The sequence below is a fragment of the Gilliamella sp. ESL0405 genome (assembly GCF_019469205.1).
Classification (GTDB): domain Bacteria; phylum Pseudomonadota; class Gammaproteobacteria; order Enterobacterales; family Orbaceae; genus Gilliamella.
Genome location: NZ_CP048265.1, coordinates 1,792,838 through 1,809,125, shown reverse-complemented (window position 1 = coordinate 1,809,125; position 16,288 = coordinate 1,792,838). Strand labels below are relative to the sequence as shown.

16 protein-coding genes and 1 pseudogene are annotated in these 16,288 nt (G+C 38.0%); 8 read left to right on the top strand and 9 right to left on the bottom strand.

What is annotated here, in order from left to right:
* Positions 1-82 precede the first annotated feature (82 nt).
* Positions 83-2,380 carry a penicillin-binding protein 1C gene (gene pbpC / locus GYM74_RS07880; RefSeq protein ID WP_220217682.1) on the top strand — a complete coding sequence of 766 codons (2,298 nt, stop codon included), beginning with the start codon at positions 83-85 and terminating at the stop codon, positions 2,378-2,380.
* A 15-nt stretch (positions 2,381-2,395) separates the two neighbouring features.
* Entirely contained in the window at positions 2,396-2,818 is a 423-nt protein-coding gene (gene ndk / locus GYM74_RS07875) for a nucleoside-diphosphate kinase (protein ID WP_220217681.1), read from the top strand.
* A 94-nt stretch (positions 2,819-2,912) separates the two neighbouring features.
* Here ndk and GYM74_RS07870 read toward each other — a convergent pair whose 3' ends face one another.
* From GYM74_RS07870 to GYM74_RS07860, 3 genes are read right to left on the bottom strand one after another with little or no spacing between them, the layout of a single operon-like run.
* Positions 2,913-3,674: a DeoR/GlpR family DNA-binding transcription regulator gene (locus GYM74_RS07870; protein WP_220217680.1), complete on the bottom strand. Its 762-nt coding sequence runs from the start codon at positions 3,672-3,674 to the stop codon at positions 2,913-2,915.
* A gap of 31 nt (positions 3,675-3,705) precedes the next feature.
* The gene (gene pdxA / locus GYM74_RS07865; protein WP_220217679.1) at positions 3,706-4,686 is read right to left on the bottom strand and encodes a 4-hydroxythreonine-4-phosphate dehydrogenase PdxA; all 981 of its coding nucleotides are present in this window, start codon (positions 4,684-4,686) and stop codon (positions 3,706-3,708) included.
* 12 nt (positions 4,687-4,698) lie between these two features.
* Positions 4,699-5,982 carry a four-carbon acid sugar kinase family protein gene (locus GYM74_RS07860; protein WP_220217678.1) on the bottom strand — a complete coding sequence of 428 codons (1,284 nt, stop codon included), beginning with the start codon at positions 5,980-5,982 and terminating at the stop codon, positions 4,699-4,701.
* A gap of 227 nt (positions 5,983-6,209) precedes the next feature.
* On the opposite strand from GYM74_RS07860, the gene GYM74_RS07855 reads away from it, so the two are divergent.
* From GYM74_RS07855 to GYM74_RS07830, 6 genes and pseudogenes are all read left to right on the top strand, one after another.
* Positions 6,210-7,346, top strand: a complete 1,137-nt coding sequence (locus tag GYM74_RS07855) for an iron-containing alcohol dehydrogenase (protein WP_220217677.1) — start codon at positions 6,210-6,212, stop codon at positions 7,344-7,346.
* 25 nt (positions 7,347-7,371) lie between these two features.
* On the top strand, positions 7,372-8,250 hold the full coding sequence (locus GYM74_RS07850) for a dihydrodipicolinate synthase family protein (protein ID WP_220217676.1): 879 nt from the start codon (positions 7,372-7,374) through the stop codon (positions 8,248-8,250).
* Positions 8,251-8,291: 41 nt separating this feature from the next.
* On the top strand, positions 8,292-9,680 hold the full coding sequence (locus GYM74_RS07845; protein ID WP_220217675.1) for a sodium:solute symporter family protein: 1,389 nt from the start codon (positions 8,292-8,294) through the stop codon (positions 9,678-9,680).
* 28 nt (positions 9,681-9,708) lie between these two features.
* The gene (locus tag GYM74_RS07840) at positions 9,709-10,893 is read left to right on the top strand and encodes an exo-alpha-sialidase (protein ID WP_220217674.1); all 1,185 of its coding nucleotides are present in this window, start codon (positions 9,709-9,711) and stop codon (positions 10,891-10,893) included.
* Between the two features lie 76 nt (positions 10,894-10,969).
* On the top strand, positions 10,970-11,434 hold the full coding sequence (locus GYM74_RS07835; RefSeq protein ID WP_220217673.1) for a YhcH/YjgK/YiaL family protein: 465 nt from the start codon (positions 10,970-10,972) through the stop codon (positions 11,432-11,434).
* 25 nt (positions 11,435-11,459) lie between these two features.
* Positions 11,460-11,555, top strand: a pseudogene (locus GYM74_RS07830) (YhcH/YjgK/YiaL family protein); the annotation flags it as partial.
* Positions 11,556-11,748: 193 nt separating this feature from the next.
* Here the strand turns inward: GYM74_RS07830 and GYM74_RS07825 are convergent.
* The 6 genes from GYM74_RS07825 to GYM74_RS07800 form a co-directional block, all read right to left on the bottom strand.
* Positions 11,749-12,294, bottom strand: a complete 546-nt coding sequence (locus GYM74_RS07825) for an imm11 family protein (protein WP_220217671.1) — start codon at positions 12,292-12,294, stop codon at positions 11,749-11,751.
* Positions 12,295-12,579: 285 nt separating this feature from the next.
* Positions 12,580-13,170 (bottom strand): imm11 family protein, encoded by a 591-nt coding sequence (locus tag GYM74_RS07820; protein ID WP_220217670.1) that lies wholly within the window; start codon positions 13,168-13,170, stop codon positions 12,580-12,582.
* A gap of 267 nt (positions 13,171-13,437) precedes the next feature.
* The gene (locus tag GYM74_RS07815; RefSeq protein ID WP_220217669.1) at positions 13,438-14,706 is read right to left on the bottom strand and encodes a hemagglutinin repeat-containing protein; all 1,269 of its coding nucleotides are present in this window, start codon (positions 14,704-14,706) and stop codon (positions 13,438-13,440) included.
* A gap of 481 nt (positions 14,707-15,187) precedes the next feature.
* Positions 15,188-15,544: a hypothetical protein gene (locus GYM74_RS07810; RefSeq protein ID WP_220217668.1), complete on the bottom strand. Its 357-nt coding sequence runs from the start codon at positions 15,542-15,544 to the stop codon at positions 15,188-15,190.
* Between the two features lie 4 nt (positions 15,545-15,548).
* On the bottom strand, positions 15,549-15,875 hold the full coding sequence (locus tag GYM74_RS07805) for a hypothetical protein (RefSeq protein ID WP_220217667.1): 327 nt from the start codon (positions 15,873-15,875) through the stop codon (positions 15,549-15,551).
* A complete protein-coding gene (locus GYM74_RS07800) occupies positions 15,876-16,130 on the bottom strand; it encodes a hypothetical protein (RefSeq protein WP_220217666.1) in 255 nt (84 codons plus the stop codon).
* Between the last annotated feature and the right edge of the window lie 158 nt (positions 16,131-16,288).

Here is a 16,288-nt window from a genome sequence, read left to right as displayed (position 1 = left end):
AAACAATTAAATACCCGCCAATAATAATTGGCGGTATTTTTATAATTAAAATAATTTTATTAATTAAATGTGACAGCTAAAAATGAAAAAGCGTCTTAAGAAAATTTTTCAGTTTTTTGTACTTTTTATCCTTTTTTTAATCGCTGTTTTTTTTATTGCAGATTTCCTTTTTCCAATTTCTGTAACAGCTAAGAAAAATACTCAAACGGTTGTTGCGCAAGATAATACACCCTTATGGCGCTTTGCTGATGAAAATGGCATTTGGCGTTATCCGGTCACTCTTGAAGAAGTACCCGATTACTACCTTGATGTGCTATTGAACTATGAAGATCGCCACTTTTACAACCATTTTGGTGTCAATCCGATATCCTTATTTCGTGCTGGTTGGCAAAATATCAGCAATAATCGAATCGTATCTGGCGGTAGCACGATTTCAATGCAAGTAGCCAGATTGTTATATCCTCATGATCGCACGCTAACGGGCAAACTTAAGCAGATTTTTCGAACGCTACAGTTAGAGTTACATTATAGTAAAAAAGAGATTCTTAACTTATACATAAACCATGCCCCTTATGGCGGAACTATCGAAGGTATCGGTGCGGCCAGTTGGTCTTATTTTGGCAAACCACCAAGTAAGTTAAGTCGTAGTGAAGCTGTTTTACTTGCGGTGTTACCTCAAGCTCCTAGTCGATTGCGTCCTGACAGGTATCCTGAGCGTGCTCAGCAAGCTCGAGATAAAGTTTTAGATCGTATGGAAGAATTTCAAGTATGGCCTAAAGAGATTATCGAGCAAACTAGACAAGATGAAGTTTGGGTTAAACCTCGTGAAGCGCCAAAAAATGCCCCGTTATTGGCTTATCGACTTTCACGACAGTATCCAAATGATGAAATTATCCATTCAACTATCGATTTGTCATTGCAAAGAAATTTAGAGGATATGGTCATTAACCGCAAAAAACAGTTACCGCCTAATGCGTCAATGGCTATTTTGGTTGTAGACCATACCGATATGAACGTTAAAGCTTACATCGGCTCTGTTGATTTTAATGATCAAAATAGGTATGGACAGGTCGATATGATCAGTGCTTTACGTTCACCCGGTTCAACCTTGAAACCTTTTATGTACGCCTTTGCTATCGATGAAGGTATGATCCATTCTGAATCGCTATTACAAGATGTTCCGCGTATGAGTACAGATTATCGGCCGACCAATTTTGATGACGGTTTTTATGGACCAGTTAGCGCTTCTGAAGCACTTAAAAAATCGTTAAATCTGCCAGCAGTGCAATTAATAGAACTCTATGGACCTAAACGGTTTACCGGTAAACTAGCTTCTGTTGGCTTGAATTTATCCTCAATCGAAAATATTCCTAATCTTTCCTATATTTTGGGTGGTGCTTCATTGAGAATGGATGAACTTGTGAGTGCTTATAGTGCTTTTGCTCGAAAAGGTAATGCCAGCTCACTGCGTTTTATCCAAAACGAACCATTAACGAGCCGTCCGCTTATCTCAGAAGGTAGTGCATGGATGATCCAGAAAATGCTGGGAAATGTCAAACAAATGGTATATAAGACCGGTACAAGTTATGGCTATCGTGATGCTTGGGCTGTGGGAATTAACCCACGCTATATCGTGGGTGTATGGATAGGGCGCCCCGACGGAACGCCAGTTTTAGGACAATATGGCTCTGTATCAGCCTTACCGATTTTATTGCAGGTAAATTCATTATTGCTTAATAAAGAAAGGCGACTTAATCGCCCACTTCCGGTGTTTAAACAACCCGATTCAGTGACGGTAGAGTCAATTTGTTGGCCAATCGGGCAACCATTGCCTGCTGATGACGAAAATTGTCACCGACAAAAAAGAGCTTTTGTACTTAATCATATGGTGCCACCAACACTTGCCACATTAAATCAACTGAAAAATAGTGCTTATCGTTCTGGCTGGGTAGATATTTGGGTCAATGAAGAAAATAAACGTGTTGCCTCTGACTGTGAAGGCGCTAAAAAGAAAACATTAGCTTTATGGCCTGTTTCACTGGATAACTGGTTATTATCGAAAGAACGTAGAGAAAACCTATTGCCACCGGTTGATCCCAATTGCCCTGTTATGGGACAAGATATATTTTCTCCTCTGAGCGTTGACGGACTGGAAGAAAAACAATTGATAAGAGCGCTACCGGGCGAAACTCAAGTGACTATTGATTTAATTTCCGATGGGGGGTATGGTAAAAAAACGTGGTTTTTAGATGGCAACTTTATTGTCCAATCTGAAGGTAATGAAAAGATTGCATTACCGATAACTAAACGAGGAAATCATAAATTGCTGGTAATAGATGAAAGCGGACAAATTGTTCGAATCAAATTTACCTTTGATTAACAGGATTGGTGAAACATGACAATAGAAAAAACACTATCAATCATAAAGCCTAATGCGGTGAAAAAAAACCTAATTGGTGAAATCGAAATGAGAATTTCACAAGCTAAATTCAAAATTGTAGCCTTAAAAATGCTTCGATTAACTAAAGAGCAAGCGGAAGGTTTTTACGGCGAACATCAAGGAAAACCTTTTTTTGATAATCTGATTAGATTTATGACATCCGGCCCAATTATTGTGCAGGTACTGGAAAGTGAAGACGCTGTTAAGCGTTATCGTGATCTAATGGGACCAACAGATTTATCTAAAGCTAATGCCGGCACTCTACGTGCCGATTTTGCTGATAGTGTAACTGAAAATGCTGTCCATGGATCTGACTCATTGGCAAGCGCTCAAAGAGAAATTGCTTATTTTTTTGTAGATAGTGAGATTGTTGCTTAATCAAGTTTTACTGCTAATTACAAATCTCTTTGACCGGTAGCATGGCGCTTATCATGATTGTATTTAGCATCATTGAAATTAAAGTAAAATCTTATTAACTTGCAATATGCAACTTAAACGGCTGTGATTGTAAAAGATGTTTCGTTTCAGCATCTAAGTGACTATCTGTAATAATATCGCTAAAGCGATTGAGGGCAATAGCAGTAAATAACGAGTGACAATTATATTTACTACTATCGGCGACCAATATTACTCGATCGGCTTTAGCGGCAAAGCTAGATTTAATTAAAGCCTTATCTTCAGTTGGTGCAGTAACGCCTTTATTAAGGCTCCATGAGTTACAACTAATAAATGCGATATCAGGATTAATTTGCTCCAATAGTGAACGCCCATGTTCACCGATACAAGATTGGCTGCTGTCATCAATTTTACCGCCAATAATCGTCACTTCAATCTGCTTAAACTCTGACAAAAAAAGAGCAATATGCAGATCAGAAGTGATAACTCTAACGGGTATTTGGGTAATTCTTTTGGCTATTTCACGAGTTGTGGTGCCGGCATCTAAAGCGATCGAATCTCCAGCTTTAATAAGCTGGGCTGCGGTCTTTGCGATTCGCTGTTTTTCGATAAAACTTTTATGTAGCTTTTCAGAAGTTGTTGGTTGCGCAGGAATAAATCTATTTAAGGTCACCCCACCATGGGTACGGCTTATTACGCCTTGTTGATCTAATTTAATTAGATCACGACGAATTGTGGCAGGTGAAGCTTCTGTTGCCACAACTAATTGTTCGACTGTCACCAGATTATGAATTTTAAGATACTCCATGATTTGATCAAGTCGATTATATTTTGCCACCGTTTAATCCTCATTATTAATCGATCAGTCGTTAAGATAATAGCTCTGCTAAGCGAATCGATTCTATCATACTATCTGCTTTAGCAACACCTTGCCAAGCAATATCATAAGCTGTGCCATGATCAGCGGATGTTCGAATAAAGGGTAAGCCGGCTGCAATATTCACCCCGTCATAAAAACCGAGCAGTTTGAGTGGAATATGTCCTTGATCATGATACATTGCCACAACTATATCAAACTTCCCTTGATGAGCTTGTAAAAAAACAGTGTCAGGTGCACAAGGCCCCACAACGTTTATGCCAATTTGTTGCATTTTCTCGACAGCCGGCGTCACAAATTTGATCTCTTCATCACCAAATAGGCCATGTTCTCCTGCATGTGGATTAACACCGGCAACCGCTATTTTAGGCTGATCAATACCAATTTTTTGCAAAAAATCGTTGGCAATGCCTATCACTTTTTCAATTCGTTGGCTGCTCAAAGTCGTTAAAAATTTCTGCAATGATACATGTGTTGTAACATGAATAACTTTAAGTGCTTCGGTGTATAACACCATGGCAACATCTTTACTATCGGTTAATTGAGCTAATAATTCAGTATGTCCGGGATATATATGACCGGCTGCGTGCAATGCTTCTTTGTTTAAAGGTGCGGTGGCAATGGCCGATACCTCACCATTTAAGGCCAGCTCAGTTGCTTTTTTAATACATCGGTATGCCAGATCACCAGCTTGCGGCTGAATTATTCCCGGTTTAAGAGCTTGAATGTCAGCTAACGCAATGTCAATCACATTAATCACGTTGGCACTAAATTTGGCATCAGTTACTTGCTCTATGGGGTTGATGATAACATGATTGAATAGTCCCATTTTTAACTGTTTTTTTAGCAAATCGACCGATCCAATAACAATTGATTGGGTGTTTTTTAAAACGTCGGATTGTAACGCCTTGATGATGATCTCCGGACCAATTCCGGCTGGATCGCCCATGGTGATAGCAATAATTTTTGACACAATTTTCCTCCTTTAAATAAATGCTAATGATTTCAATAAAATATTTTTAGCGCCAAAGCCGCCTGCTTTGGTAAATACTCGGTAGGGCAGTGGGGGTTGGCTAATCAATCTGCCATAGGGAACGCCATGGCAGACTTCTCCCTCTATGGTGAAACCTTTAGCACCTAAAGATTTCGCTACAGATATTGCCACATCGCCACCGGTTAAAAATAGATTATCAAACTTTAATTGGTTAACTAACTGGCCTAAAGCCGTAGCGATCTTTTCACCAAGCTCCATCCGCGATAGATTGTAGTGCTGGCAATGCAGATCAATTGCAAACCGATCACGATAACTGGCGCAAGTTCTGACAATACAGTGATGACCTGAGTCTAAGCTTGCTTGAATCTGGGTCTGGTAAGGTGTTAATTGGTGAGAAATAGAGTGGTTGAGTAAATCAATTATGTTGATAGTAAAAAGTCTCCAATTACTGCCACCATTCTCCATTGCGTAACTTATCTGCTGTTGAGTCATTTCGCTCATTGAACCGGCAATAACTAAAAGTGGTGCGTTGCTGGTTTTAGTTTTTTGCTGTTTGTTTTCTTCTTTTGCTTTGGGCATAAAATCCAGCAAACCGGCCGAACCAACTAATAATAGCTTATCAAGCAGTGGCTTTAACTGCCCTAAAATCAACTGTAAATCGTTGTCTGTTTCACTATCTACTATCAGAATTTTATAACCTGCAGAGATTAAATTTTCAATCGTCTGTTTTAGCTGATTATTTCTCAATGTTTCTAAATTAATTTGTGCAGATAAAAGGCGTGTTTGCTGGTCAATGTTATTTTTTACGTTTGAAGATAGCACTGGTGTTTTTGGATCGGTTGCAAATTCGGTGTTTTGTAACTCAACGCCGTTAACATAACATAGCCCATTTTTGACGATACGATTCATCTTCGGAAAAGCAGGTATAACTAGTGCTGCTTGGTATTCACTATGGTCTAATAATGTTTCAATTTCAGTACCAATATTGCCACGTAAAGTAGAGTCTATTTTTTTATAAATTGGTTTAAAGTGGGAAAAGTTTTCTAACACTTTTTTTATTCTTGCTTTGGTTTCAATCACTGAGGTTGAACGAGTTTCTGAATTGACCACAATGACCGCGTTGTTATCGTCTTGGCCGAGGTTTAGTGTGAAAGAATTTGCTAAGTCAGCATTTTGCCAATCAAAAACGACATTTACCGTTACTCCCTTATTGACCAGTTGCACACCGGCATCATTGGATCCGGTGAAATCATCAGCAATAATTAATCTAACCATTGATTATTTCCAATCATAAAATCTGTCATTTCTGCAATTATACCGATTTCCAATTAAAAAACACTAACATTTTGATTGAATGTAATCATTTTAATTGTATTGTGATCATGATCCCAATTTTAAATATTAAGTTTGATCAAAATTAGCACATAAAATAATATTAAATGATTAAATTAAATCAATGTGATTTAAATGTTTCATTTTATTTTGTGTTTTGGGAGCGAATTATGCACATAAATAGTACAATTTTAAGTGGGCAGGGGGTTTTAAACGATCTTCATTGGTTATTTAAAGCACATCATCATGTTGTCTTTATTACCGATAAAAATGTCATTAATTTACCCCAAGTATCCTCTTTGCTTGCAACAATTAAGACAATCGTACCGGTTGTAACCTGCATTGATGATATCCCGCCAGAGCCCAGCCAACATGATGTTGCCAACGTTTTAGCAAAATTATCGCTTCCTGTTGCGGATTTTGTAATAGGTGTGGGTGGTGGCAGTGTTCTTGATGTGGCTAAATTGGTGTCAGTTTTAACTGTAGCAAATAACAATTTGACCTTGAAGCAGCTATTAGACGGGGTGCAACCGCTAAGGCGTTGTGCATCATTGTTGATTCCAACTACTGCCGGTACCGGATCTGAAGCGACGCCTAACGCTATTTTAGCCATACCTGAAAAAGCCACCAAACAAGGTATTATTTCATCGGTAATGCTACCCGATTATGTCTGTTTAGCCCCCGAACTAACTAGCTCAATGCCCAAAATGGTTGCCGCTTCAACTGGTGTTGATGCATTGTGCCATTTAATTGAGTGTTTAACCTCTAACTTGTCCAATGCCGTCAGTGATAATTATGCGATGCTAGGTTTGTCAAAATTGTTTGCCGCTATCGAAAAGTCGGTTGTGAATAAAGATAATTTTGGCGCAAGGCTCAACATGCTTTGGGCATCTTATTATGGTGGTGCAGCTATTGCTCATGCCGGTACCCATTTAGTTCATGCAATGTCCTACCCACTAGGTGGCAAATATCATATTGCCCATGGCGTGGCAAATGCCATATTACTTGTGCCTTGCATGGCTTTTGTGCGTGATGCGGTTGTCGATAAATTTGCCTTAGCTTACGATTTATTACCCGATGCGCAGTTGGCACTGACTACAGAAGAAAAATCCTATGCTTTAGTTGACTATTTCAGCCAATTAATTGTTCGGCTTGGATTGCCGACTAAATTACAGCAATTAAACATTTCAAGCCATGACCTCCCTTACCTCGTTGATAACGCACTTAATGTAAAACGGTTAATGAACAATGTCCCCAAACCCATTACCGAGCAAGACGTATTGGCTATCTATCAATCGCTTTTATAAAAACTTTTAAGCAGGAGTAATTAACATGAGTAAAAAAATAGAAGGAATCTTAACCGCTATTGTGACAACGTTTGATGATAACGGCAATTTTTGCCCCAGTCGGATGCGTAAACAAGTTAAGCGCCAATTACACCATGGAAATAGTATTTTTTGTAACGGTACCAATGGCGAATTTTTCGTTTTAACTCAGCAAGAAAAAATCAAAGTTGCTGAAGTTTGTGTTGATGAAGTTGCCGGGCGCTTCCCAGTCATGGCGCATATAGGTGAGATCTCAAGTCAGGAAACAATAAAATTGGGTAAACAGATCGCGAAATTAGGCGTAGATGCCGTGTCGGTCATTGCCCCATATTTTATTCCATTAAAACAACAAGAGCTAATTGACCACTATACCAAAGTCGCCGATGCATTAACCGTACCGATTTATTTGTACAACATTCCCGCTCGAACGGGCAACAAAATCGAACCGCAAACCGCCGCCATACTGGCAGAACATCCGAATATTTGGGGTATCAAAGACAGTGCGGGCAGTATTGAAAGTTTGCAAGGGTTTATTGATATAGCCAAACAATTTGAAGGGTTTGATGTGTTAACTGGACCCGACTCTTTAATTTATCAAGGTTTTGTTGGCGGAGCCGTTGGCTCTATCTCAGGCCTTGCCAATGTCGTACCGGAACATATACAGGCGATTTGGCAACACTTTAAAGCCGGTGATCTTGACCACGCCAAAGCGGCGCAAGAGTTGGTCGGTGATTTGCGGCAGCGTCTTTATGCCACGGTATTTTCGCCGGCTGCTGTCAAAAAAGCGTTGTCATTAATGGGCGAGCAGGTGGGAGAAAGCCGTTATCCAATCCTATTTTCTGATTCTGATATTGCCACAATTAACGATCTTGTGAAGCGATTGTAATAACTATTTAACATGCACTGATAAAGTAAAGAAGGTGATTTATGCATTACTTTGGAACAATGGACACAATCATTATTATAAGTATTGTGGTGATTTATATTTTAGCTACTTCTGCAATGACCTATTTTTTAAGAAGTAAAAATAATAGTGATTTTATGGAAGGATCGCGTGCGGTACCTGCAATCGTTGTCGGTGTTTTATTAATGACCGAATATATTGGCGCTAAGTCGACTATAGGTACTGCGCAATCAGCTTTTGATAATGGGATTGCCGCGTCATGGTCAGTGATTGGCGCCGCAATTGGTTTTCCGCTGTTTGGTCTGTTATTAGTTAAAAAGATTTACAACACTGGGGAAATCACTATTTCAGCAGCCATTGCTCAAAAATATGGGCATTCAACTAAAAATCTTATTTCGATCATTATGATTTATGCTCTGCTATTGGTTAATGTGGGTAACTATATAAGCGGTGCGGCAGCGATTTCAACCGTGCTGCAAATTTCGTTACCGGTTGCCGCTTTTATTACCGCTGTTGTCAGCACATTCTATTTTGCTTTCGGGGGACTCAAAGGGGTGGCTTATGTCACTATCATCCATAGTGCCGTGAAATATTTTGGGGTGTTATTTATTTTAGCAACGGCATTGTATTTAACCGGTGGTATATCACCCATGATTGAACAGATGCCGCCACACTACTGGACTTGGGACGGTTCAATCGGTGCCAGTACTATTTTTGCTTGGTTAATCGGTACTATTGGCTCGATCTTTTGTACTCAATTTGTGATTCAAGCTATCTCGTCAACGAAAGATGCCAAATCGGCAAAACGTGCTTGCTGGTATGCTTTCTTCTTCTGCCTGCCTATTGCTATAGCTATTGCGGTAATTGGAGTTTGTGCCAAATTTCTTCATCCGGATATAAATAGCTTATATGCTTTACCGGTGTTTATACAGGATATGAATCCATTTATGGCCGGTGTGATTACCACTTCTTTAGTCGCTTCAATTTTTATTAGCGTCAGTACCGTTGCTTTAGCGATTGCCTCACTGATTGTTAAAGATTTTTATGTGCCATACTTCAAACCTTCACAAGAAAAAGAGTTTAAAGCAACCAAAGTGATTTCGGTTTTCGTTGGTTTCGCTCCTTTGCTGTTAGTACTGGCATTTCCGGAAGTGTTAAAGCTTTCATTTTTTACTCGTGCTATTCGGCTATCAATCACTATTGTGGCAATGATTGCTTTCTATTTACCTTTTTTAAATAGTACCCGAGCAGCAAATATGGCCTTGATTGGGGCGGCTATTATTACATCGGTTTGGTTTTACTTAGGCGATCCATTAGGCGTGAATAACATGTATATTGCGCTTCTTTCGCCTGCTGTAATCATGCTGTTAGACAAATGTTTAATTAGCCCTTTTGTTAAATCTAAAAAATAATGTTGATTGTTTATAGGGAGATTACCTCATGACCCAAATTAAACCGGACTGCAGCGGCAGATTGAGTATTAATAAAAATGATAGTGCCCGAATTGAGGCATTTCTACCAACCGAATGTGTACAAAACCATGCGGCTAATTTACTACCATTACCAAATGGTGATCTACTTTGTACTTGGTTTGGCGGTACGCAAGAGGGGATAGCTGATATTTCCGCTTATTATTCAAGACTAAAAAAGGGCAGTCAAACTTGGACTAAAGCGGTCAAGCTTTCCAATGACGCAACAAGATCAGAACAAAACCCACTGTTTTTTCTGGCTCCGGATAATGTATTGTGGCTACTGTATACCGCGCAAATCGCCGGCAATCAAGATACGGCAATTGTACGATATCGTCAATCGCATGATTTTGGTGAAACTTGGGGACCAATTAAAACGTTACTGGAAGATCCCAATAAAGGTATTTTTATTCGTCAGCCTATTACGGTAATGCCAAACGGGGATTGGTTATTACCGGTGTTTTACTGTATTGCAAAACCCGGTGAAAAATGGGTAGGAAGCTATGATACAAGTGGTGTGATGATCTCTAAAGATAACGGGAAAACTTGGCTTAATGTTGATGTGCCCAATAGTTTAGGCTGTGTGCATATGAATATTTTATTATTGAAAGACAACAGTTTGTATGCGCTTTTCCGCAGTCGTTGGGCAGATAATATTTATGCTTGCCGATCGACCGATGGCGGATATCATTGGTCTACACCAATAGCCACCAATTTACCTAATAATAACTCCTCCATTCAAGCCACCGTTTTAAATAACGGGCATATTGCCTTAGTGTTTAATCAATCGAGTGCTAAAGATGCAATTGCAAGGCGTATATCACTTTATGATGAAATTGAAGATGAAAGTTGTGCCAATAAAAAAGAGGCCGAAATTATTGACGGGCAAAAAAATGCTTTTTGGGGCGCACCACGAGCACCTATGTCATTAGCAATTTCAATGGATAATGGTGAAACTTGGCCTTATATCCGGCATCTGGATGAAGGCGACGGTTACTGCATGACAAATAATTCTAAAGATAGCTTAAATCGTGAATTTTCTTATCCCACTATTAAGCAAAGTTCAGACGGTAAATTACATATTGCTTATACCTATTTTCGTATGGCTATTAAATATGTTGTGATTGATGAAAATTGGGTTAAAAATTTCAACTAACCGCTTGTGCACTTATCGCATGATAGGTGCGCAACATTTTGACACTGTAGAATAATGCAGTATAAGGAGATGAAAGATGATTGCCGGTCACTTAAACAATCTAAAGTTAGCCACTTTACCAGATACATTATACACAATATTATCGAGCGCTGAGCTAAGCTTGAATGCACTTCAAAATCAGGCCGACGGACGTTATCAAATGGAGGGAGAACAATGGTTTTACACCATTGGTGATGCTTGGACTTCACCTAGGCAGGAGCGGCACTGTGAATTTCATAAACAGTTTTTAGATATTCAATTAATCCTCAGAGGTGAAGAGATTATTGCCTACAGTTTGCTCGATGCCTCACATTTACCTTGTTATGAAAAGAAAACTGATCTGTTTATTGTTAATCAAGCCAGCTTAAATAACTTTATTCATTTAACCGAAGGTGAGTTTGTGACCTTTTATCCGGGCGAGCTACATCAAGCGCTATGTATGGTTGATGAACCTAAAAAAGTACGTAAAGCGGTGTTCAAGGTACCGATTGACATTATTTAACTGTTTACCCGTTTCAGTTACGGCCTTTTATCCGGGCGAGCTACACCAAGCGTTATGCATGGTTGATGAACCTAAAAAAGTACGTAAAGCGGTGTTTAAAGTACCGATTGATATTATTTAACGGTTTACCCGTTTCAGTTACGGCCATTTTTTAGATTCATTAAATCTCTGTTTCTAAAGCAAGTGAAAATATACAACTTGCTTTATTAAAAATTAATTGGTGTTTTCCGCCTCTAATTCTCTAAATTTTTGCTGAATAAGATGCTGTGTATTTCGATATAAACTAACTTTATATCGAACCATGGTTAAGAATATTAATTTACTTCTAACGGTTTTCCGTCGGTTTCAATATTAATAAATTCCATACCAGTAGGATTTACCGCCATGATGGCTTTGGCTAATGATTCATGAAAAACGATGTGAAGCGATTCTCTTAATAAAAAAACTAATCTTTGTTCCAAAGGAATTTCATTTAAAATTTTTCTGTCCAAAATGAGTTTTTTTATAAAATATGTTCTTCTAGGCTTTTCATAATCGGATTTATCTTTATCTAAAGCCTCGATTATGTTGTCAGAAAGTAGACAAAAATAGTCCTTAATGAGTTTACCTTGTGGGGTTGTTAATTCAGTGTCAATAATTTTTATCCCTTTAGGCTTAAAGCTTTTAATGACATTGGCAATTTTATCGGTAATAAAAATCTCAGGACCAGACAAAAAATCAGACATAACGGGCTGAGAGGGTATAGTTCCATTAAATTCCAAATTTATTAAAGTGGGGTTTAAGTGATCATCACGATTGGTTATTCGAATCAATGGATAGGCTTGGTCTGATTTTCTTTGTATAAAATAATAATTTTCCATATTTTATTTCTCTTTAACAGGTTGTATTTTTTGGGGGGAGAAATTAGATTTGCTGATTGTTGGTTAAAATAGTAGCATGAAGTATGTTTTCTGAAGTGTTTATTTTTGTAATTATTTTACCTATCTATTATGTTTTTCAAAGCTTTGAATAACAAAATAAATAGGAGATTGGATTTAATCTCCTTTTATATGCTCTCTGTTGATATATTCATGAACGCTATTTGTTAGTCATATAACTGTTTAAATTGCGCTAAATGATAGGCTAATATTTGGCTGAGTAATGGCTTAAATATGCCAATCTTCTACTTTAATAAATTTTAAACCAGTTGGTTTAACAGTCATTAATGCTTCAACTATAGATCGGTGATAAAGCATTATTGTGTGATCTTCTCCTAATTTAAAAATTAATCTTTCTTCTAACGGAATATTTTTTAAAATATTTTCATCAAGCTTAAATTTATCGATAAAATAGCAATCATCCCCTTCGTCGAATTTAGAGTTTAGTTTATCCATTGCATTAATAATATTATAAATATGTATATAAAAGTAATCCTTAAAAATATCACCTTTATTACTTGTAATCATAGCTGGAATTAGTTGAATTCCAAATATATTGAGTGAAGACAATATTTTTTTTAACTTATCTGAGATTACTGATTCAGGTTGGGAAAAATAATCACCAATGTCTGGGCTGGCAAAATAGGGTTCACTAAATGTAAATTCCATCACTTTCGGTTTGGGAATTTTTTCATTTTCGTAATCATATAGATATTCTTCCGTATGTTCCGAATCAGGATCACACATAATTAATGGATAGGAATGACTTGGATTACGTTGTAGTACGTAATACTCAAGTTCGTCATTTGTACTATTCATGTTTCATATTCCTTTTATTTAATGTTATTGGTTTTTCATCATTATTGTTGAATCCAGTCTAATTTTCAATCAATATCATATTTGTTTATTAATTTAAATTAACTCAATAGTTTCTTTTAAATCTTGTAGTTGGCAGGGAATTTGGATCTCAATAACCATATTTATTTTTGAATATCAAATCGGTCGGTGGTGATTGTACAAAGAGAACTTTTATCAATTCAGATGATTTTTAGCATACTATCTATTTTACAACGTATTTCCTTTTTATTATTTTTCGATTGGTACCTTTCTACAATCCAGCCGGCACAAAAGTGCCAAGAAACACAGCTGGATTTTGTAATGTGTATAGGTTTTAAATGCTAAAAACCGAGTTATTTCATTACTAATAGATAATCGTGTACTACTGATAACATTATGTTGCTCCTGATTGACCTCCCGCTCAGTGCGCTGCGTGCCCACCATCACACTGACACCGATTGACGCCTGTTTTTGACCTTGCTGATTTTGCAGCTGCAAATCTTCAATCGCTTCAAGTGCGGTCAGCGCAGATTTAATCGATTGCAGGGCTAATAACTTATCATTGCCTTTCTCTTTCGCCCGCTCAACCGCTTTGGCGGCTTCATACATATCTGCTGCCGTACCGGTTAACGCAATGGTCAGTCCGGATTTCTCATACGTGTACTGCTCGTTATAGGTGGTTTTGGCATCAAGTGCCTCGATAGCCACATTCTCACCGGTTAAGTTCACATCCTGCTTAGCAATAATATCACTGCCTTTGACGGTGATATCCTTACCGGCCTGAATGCTCACATTACCCTCAGTGCTGCCGACGGTACTGCCTAAATAGGCTTGCTCGCTATCGGTCTGTTTCAGATTTTCTTTCTCATGACCAATTGTCACCCCGATACCGCCGCTACTCATCAGCCCGGATTTTTTCGTCTTCGTCTCTTGTTTACGGTAATAAGACTCCTCGGCGGCATCAATATCAATATTATTGCCCGCCTTCAGATTGACATCGTGAGTACCGACCACCTGACTACCGGTGACACTTAAATTATTCCCGGCGACAATGGTGACACTATCGCCATAGAGCTGACTGCCTTTTTCGGTGGTATTATCGATTTGCGTCTGCGTGGTGGTGGTCGTTTTATTTAAAAAGCCTTTGCTTGAACTCTTATGGAACTCATCTAACTCAAATCGCTCCGATGACGTCCCGATAGCGATATCATTATCGGCATAAAGCCCTAATTGCTTACCGGCAGCAATATCGACCGTTTTGGCATCAATATCATGCCCGGCACTTAACGTCACATTATTAGCGGCACTGATTTCACTGCCAACGACATTGTGTTCATGGCTTTTACGATAATGTTTGCCGCCACCTAAATCTAACTTCTCTTCAATCTCAGCGGCAGTAAAGCGAATATCATGCCCGGCGTGCAACGACGTATTACCTGTATCGGCATTATTAATAATCCAGCCGGCTTTAGCATGAATATCATGCCCGGCATCGATAACAATATTGCCATTATTCACCTGAATGATACTGGCCTGGTCGATATTGGTGGTGACATTATTACCACGAATTTGCGTGCGGGTACCGGACAGAAGATTGATATCATTATCGGCAGATAAATAAACCAGCTTATCACCGACTAATGTTGTTGGTTGACGAGCGGTATCCTTTAATATGAAATCTTGTAATAAATAAAGGGGAAGGGAGGTATTGTCTTTATTTTTAGGGATTTTGTTGGGGAAAGATAAAAAATATACTTAACCGTATTTAAAAATTATCTATTATGCTAAAGATAGCACAATGCGGAAAAGCTACTCCAAACCTCACTAACGGTTAAGGTGGGGTGGCTGGAGTAGATAGAATTTTATGTTGGTGTATACTACTGTTATTATTAAAGTGTGCATAACAAGTTGATTGTAGAGTTTGATTTAAAGATTTGAAAAACTGCAATAAAAATCCCTACTATAAAGTAGGGATGTTGTAACTTAATTTTTATATCGTTTAAGTAAGTTGATAACGTTTATCTTTAACAATATAAGGTTCAGCTATTTCATTCCAAACTACTTGCGCCATTTTTTGCCATTCGGTTGGATCTTTTTGTTTTGCAATGTAGTCTCTAATTAATTTTACGGATTGATCAAATTGTTCCTTATCTAATTCAACAAATGAATAAAACTTCAAGTATTCTCCTTCTTCTGATTTTATAATTTCGTGTAATTTAGGATAATTAGGCAAAAATACCGCGTCTAGCAAATCACCAAAAGCATTCCAATAACTTCCGTTTACATATGTTGATTTAAATTTATCTTCAATTTTTTCTATTGAATCATCCCGACTAAAAATTATAGATGCACCCATTGTATTACCTCATAATAATGATTTTATTTTGTTGCGTTTTAGGTAAGGTTTTTATGTAATCTAAAAATATTTTTTGATTAGATGGCGTTAATACTCTAAAGTCAACAGGGACAAAATCAGCTTTTTTCAAATGATCTTGGATAACGATTTTTCCATTACCTGTATTTATATCTTTTTCGTAAAATTTATTTAATCCATCTATTTCTTTTTGCGAAAGCTTATCTGTTGTATATAAAGCATCTACTGTTTTACCTTTATTAGGACCTGAGGTAATGACAAAGTCGGGAGATGCCCCCTGTGTTGCTCCTGACGGAGGAGTATAACGCTCCATTTAACTTAATGCATGTTCAAGCTGCGCAGCAGCAGCTGCTTCAGCTGGTTTTAATTTACCAATACCACCCAGATCTGGAGTATTGAGACGGTTTTGTCCTTCCAGTGGAGTTTGATTTATTTTTATTTCATTCAAACCATCACTATTTCTTATAACCGTAGTTTCAACTGTCGTTCCATGGCTGGCAGCTTGATGCATAAGTTGATTGCCTGTGGCGATATCACCGGAATTATAAGCCTTTTCAGCTTCTTTCACTAATGCTTGCCCAGCTTTCGTCTCTATTTTAATAATTTTTCCGCCAATTCTAATAATTTTACCAAAAGGTAAAAGGAATTATTCCCCGTCGTCCCTTTACCAGCATCCTATTTACTGGAAAAAGGTTAAGCCAAGCTATGCGGAGATATTCTGCTTAC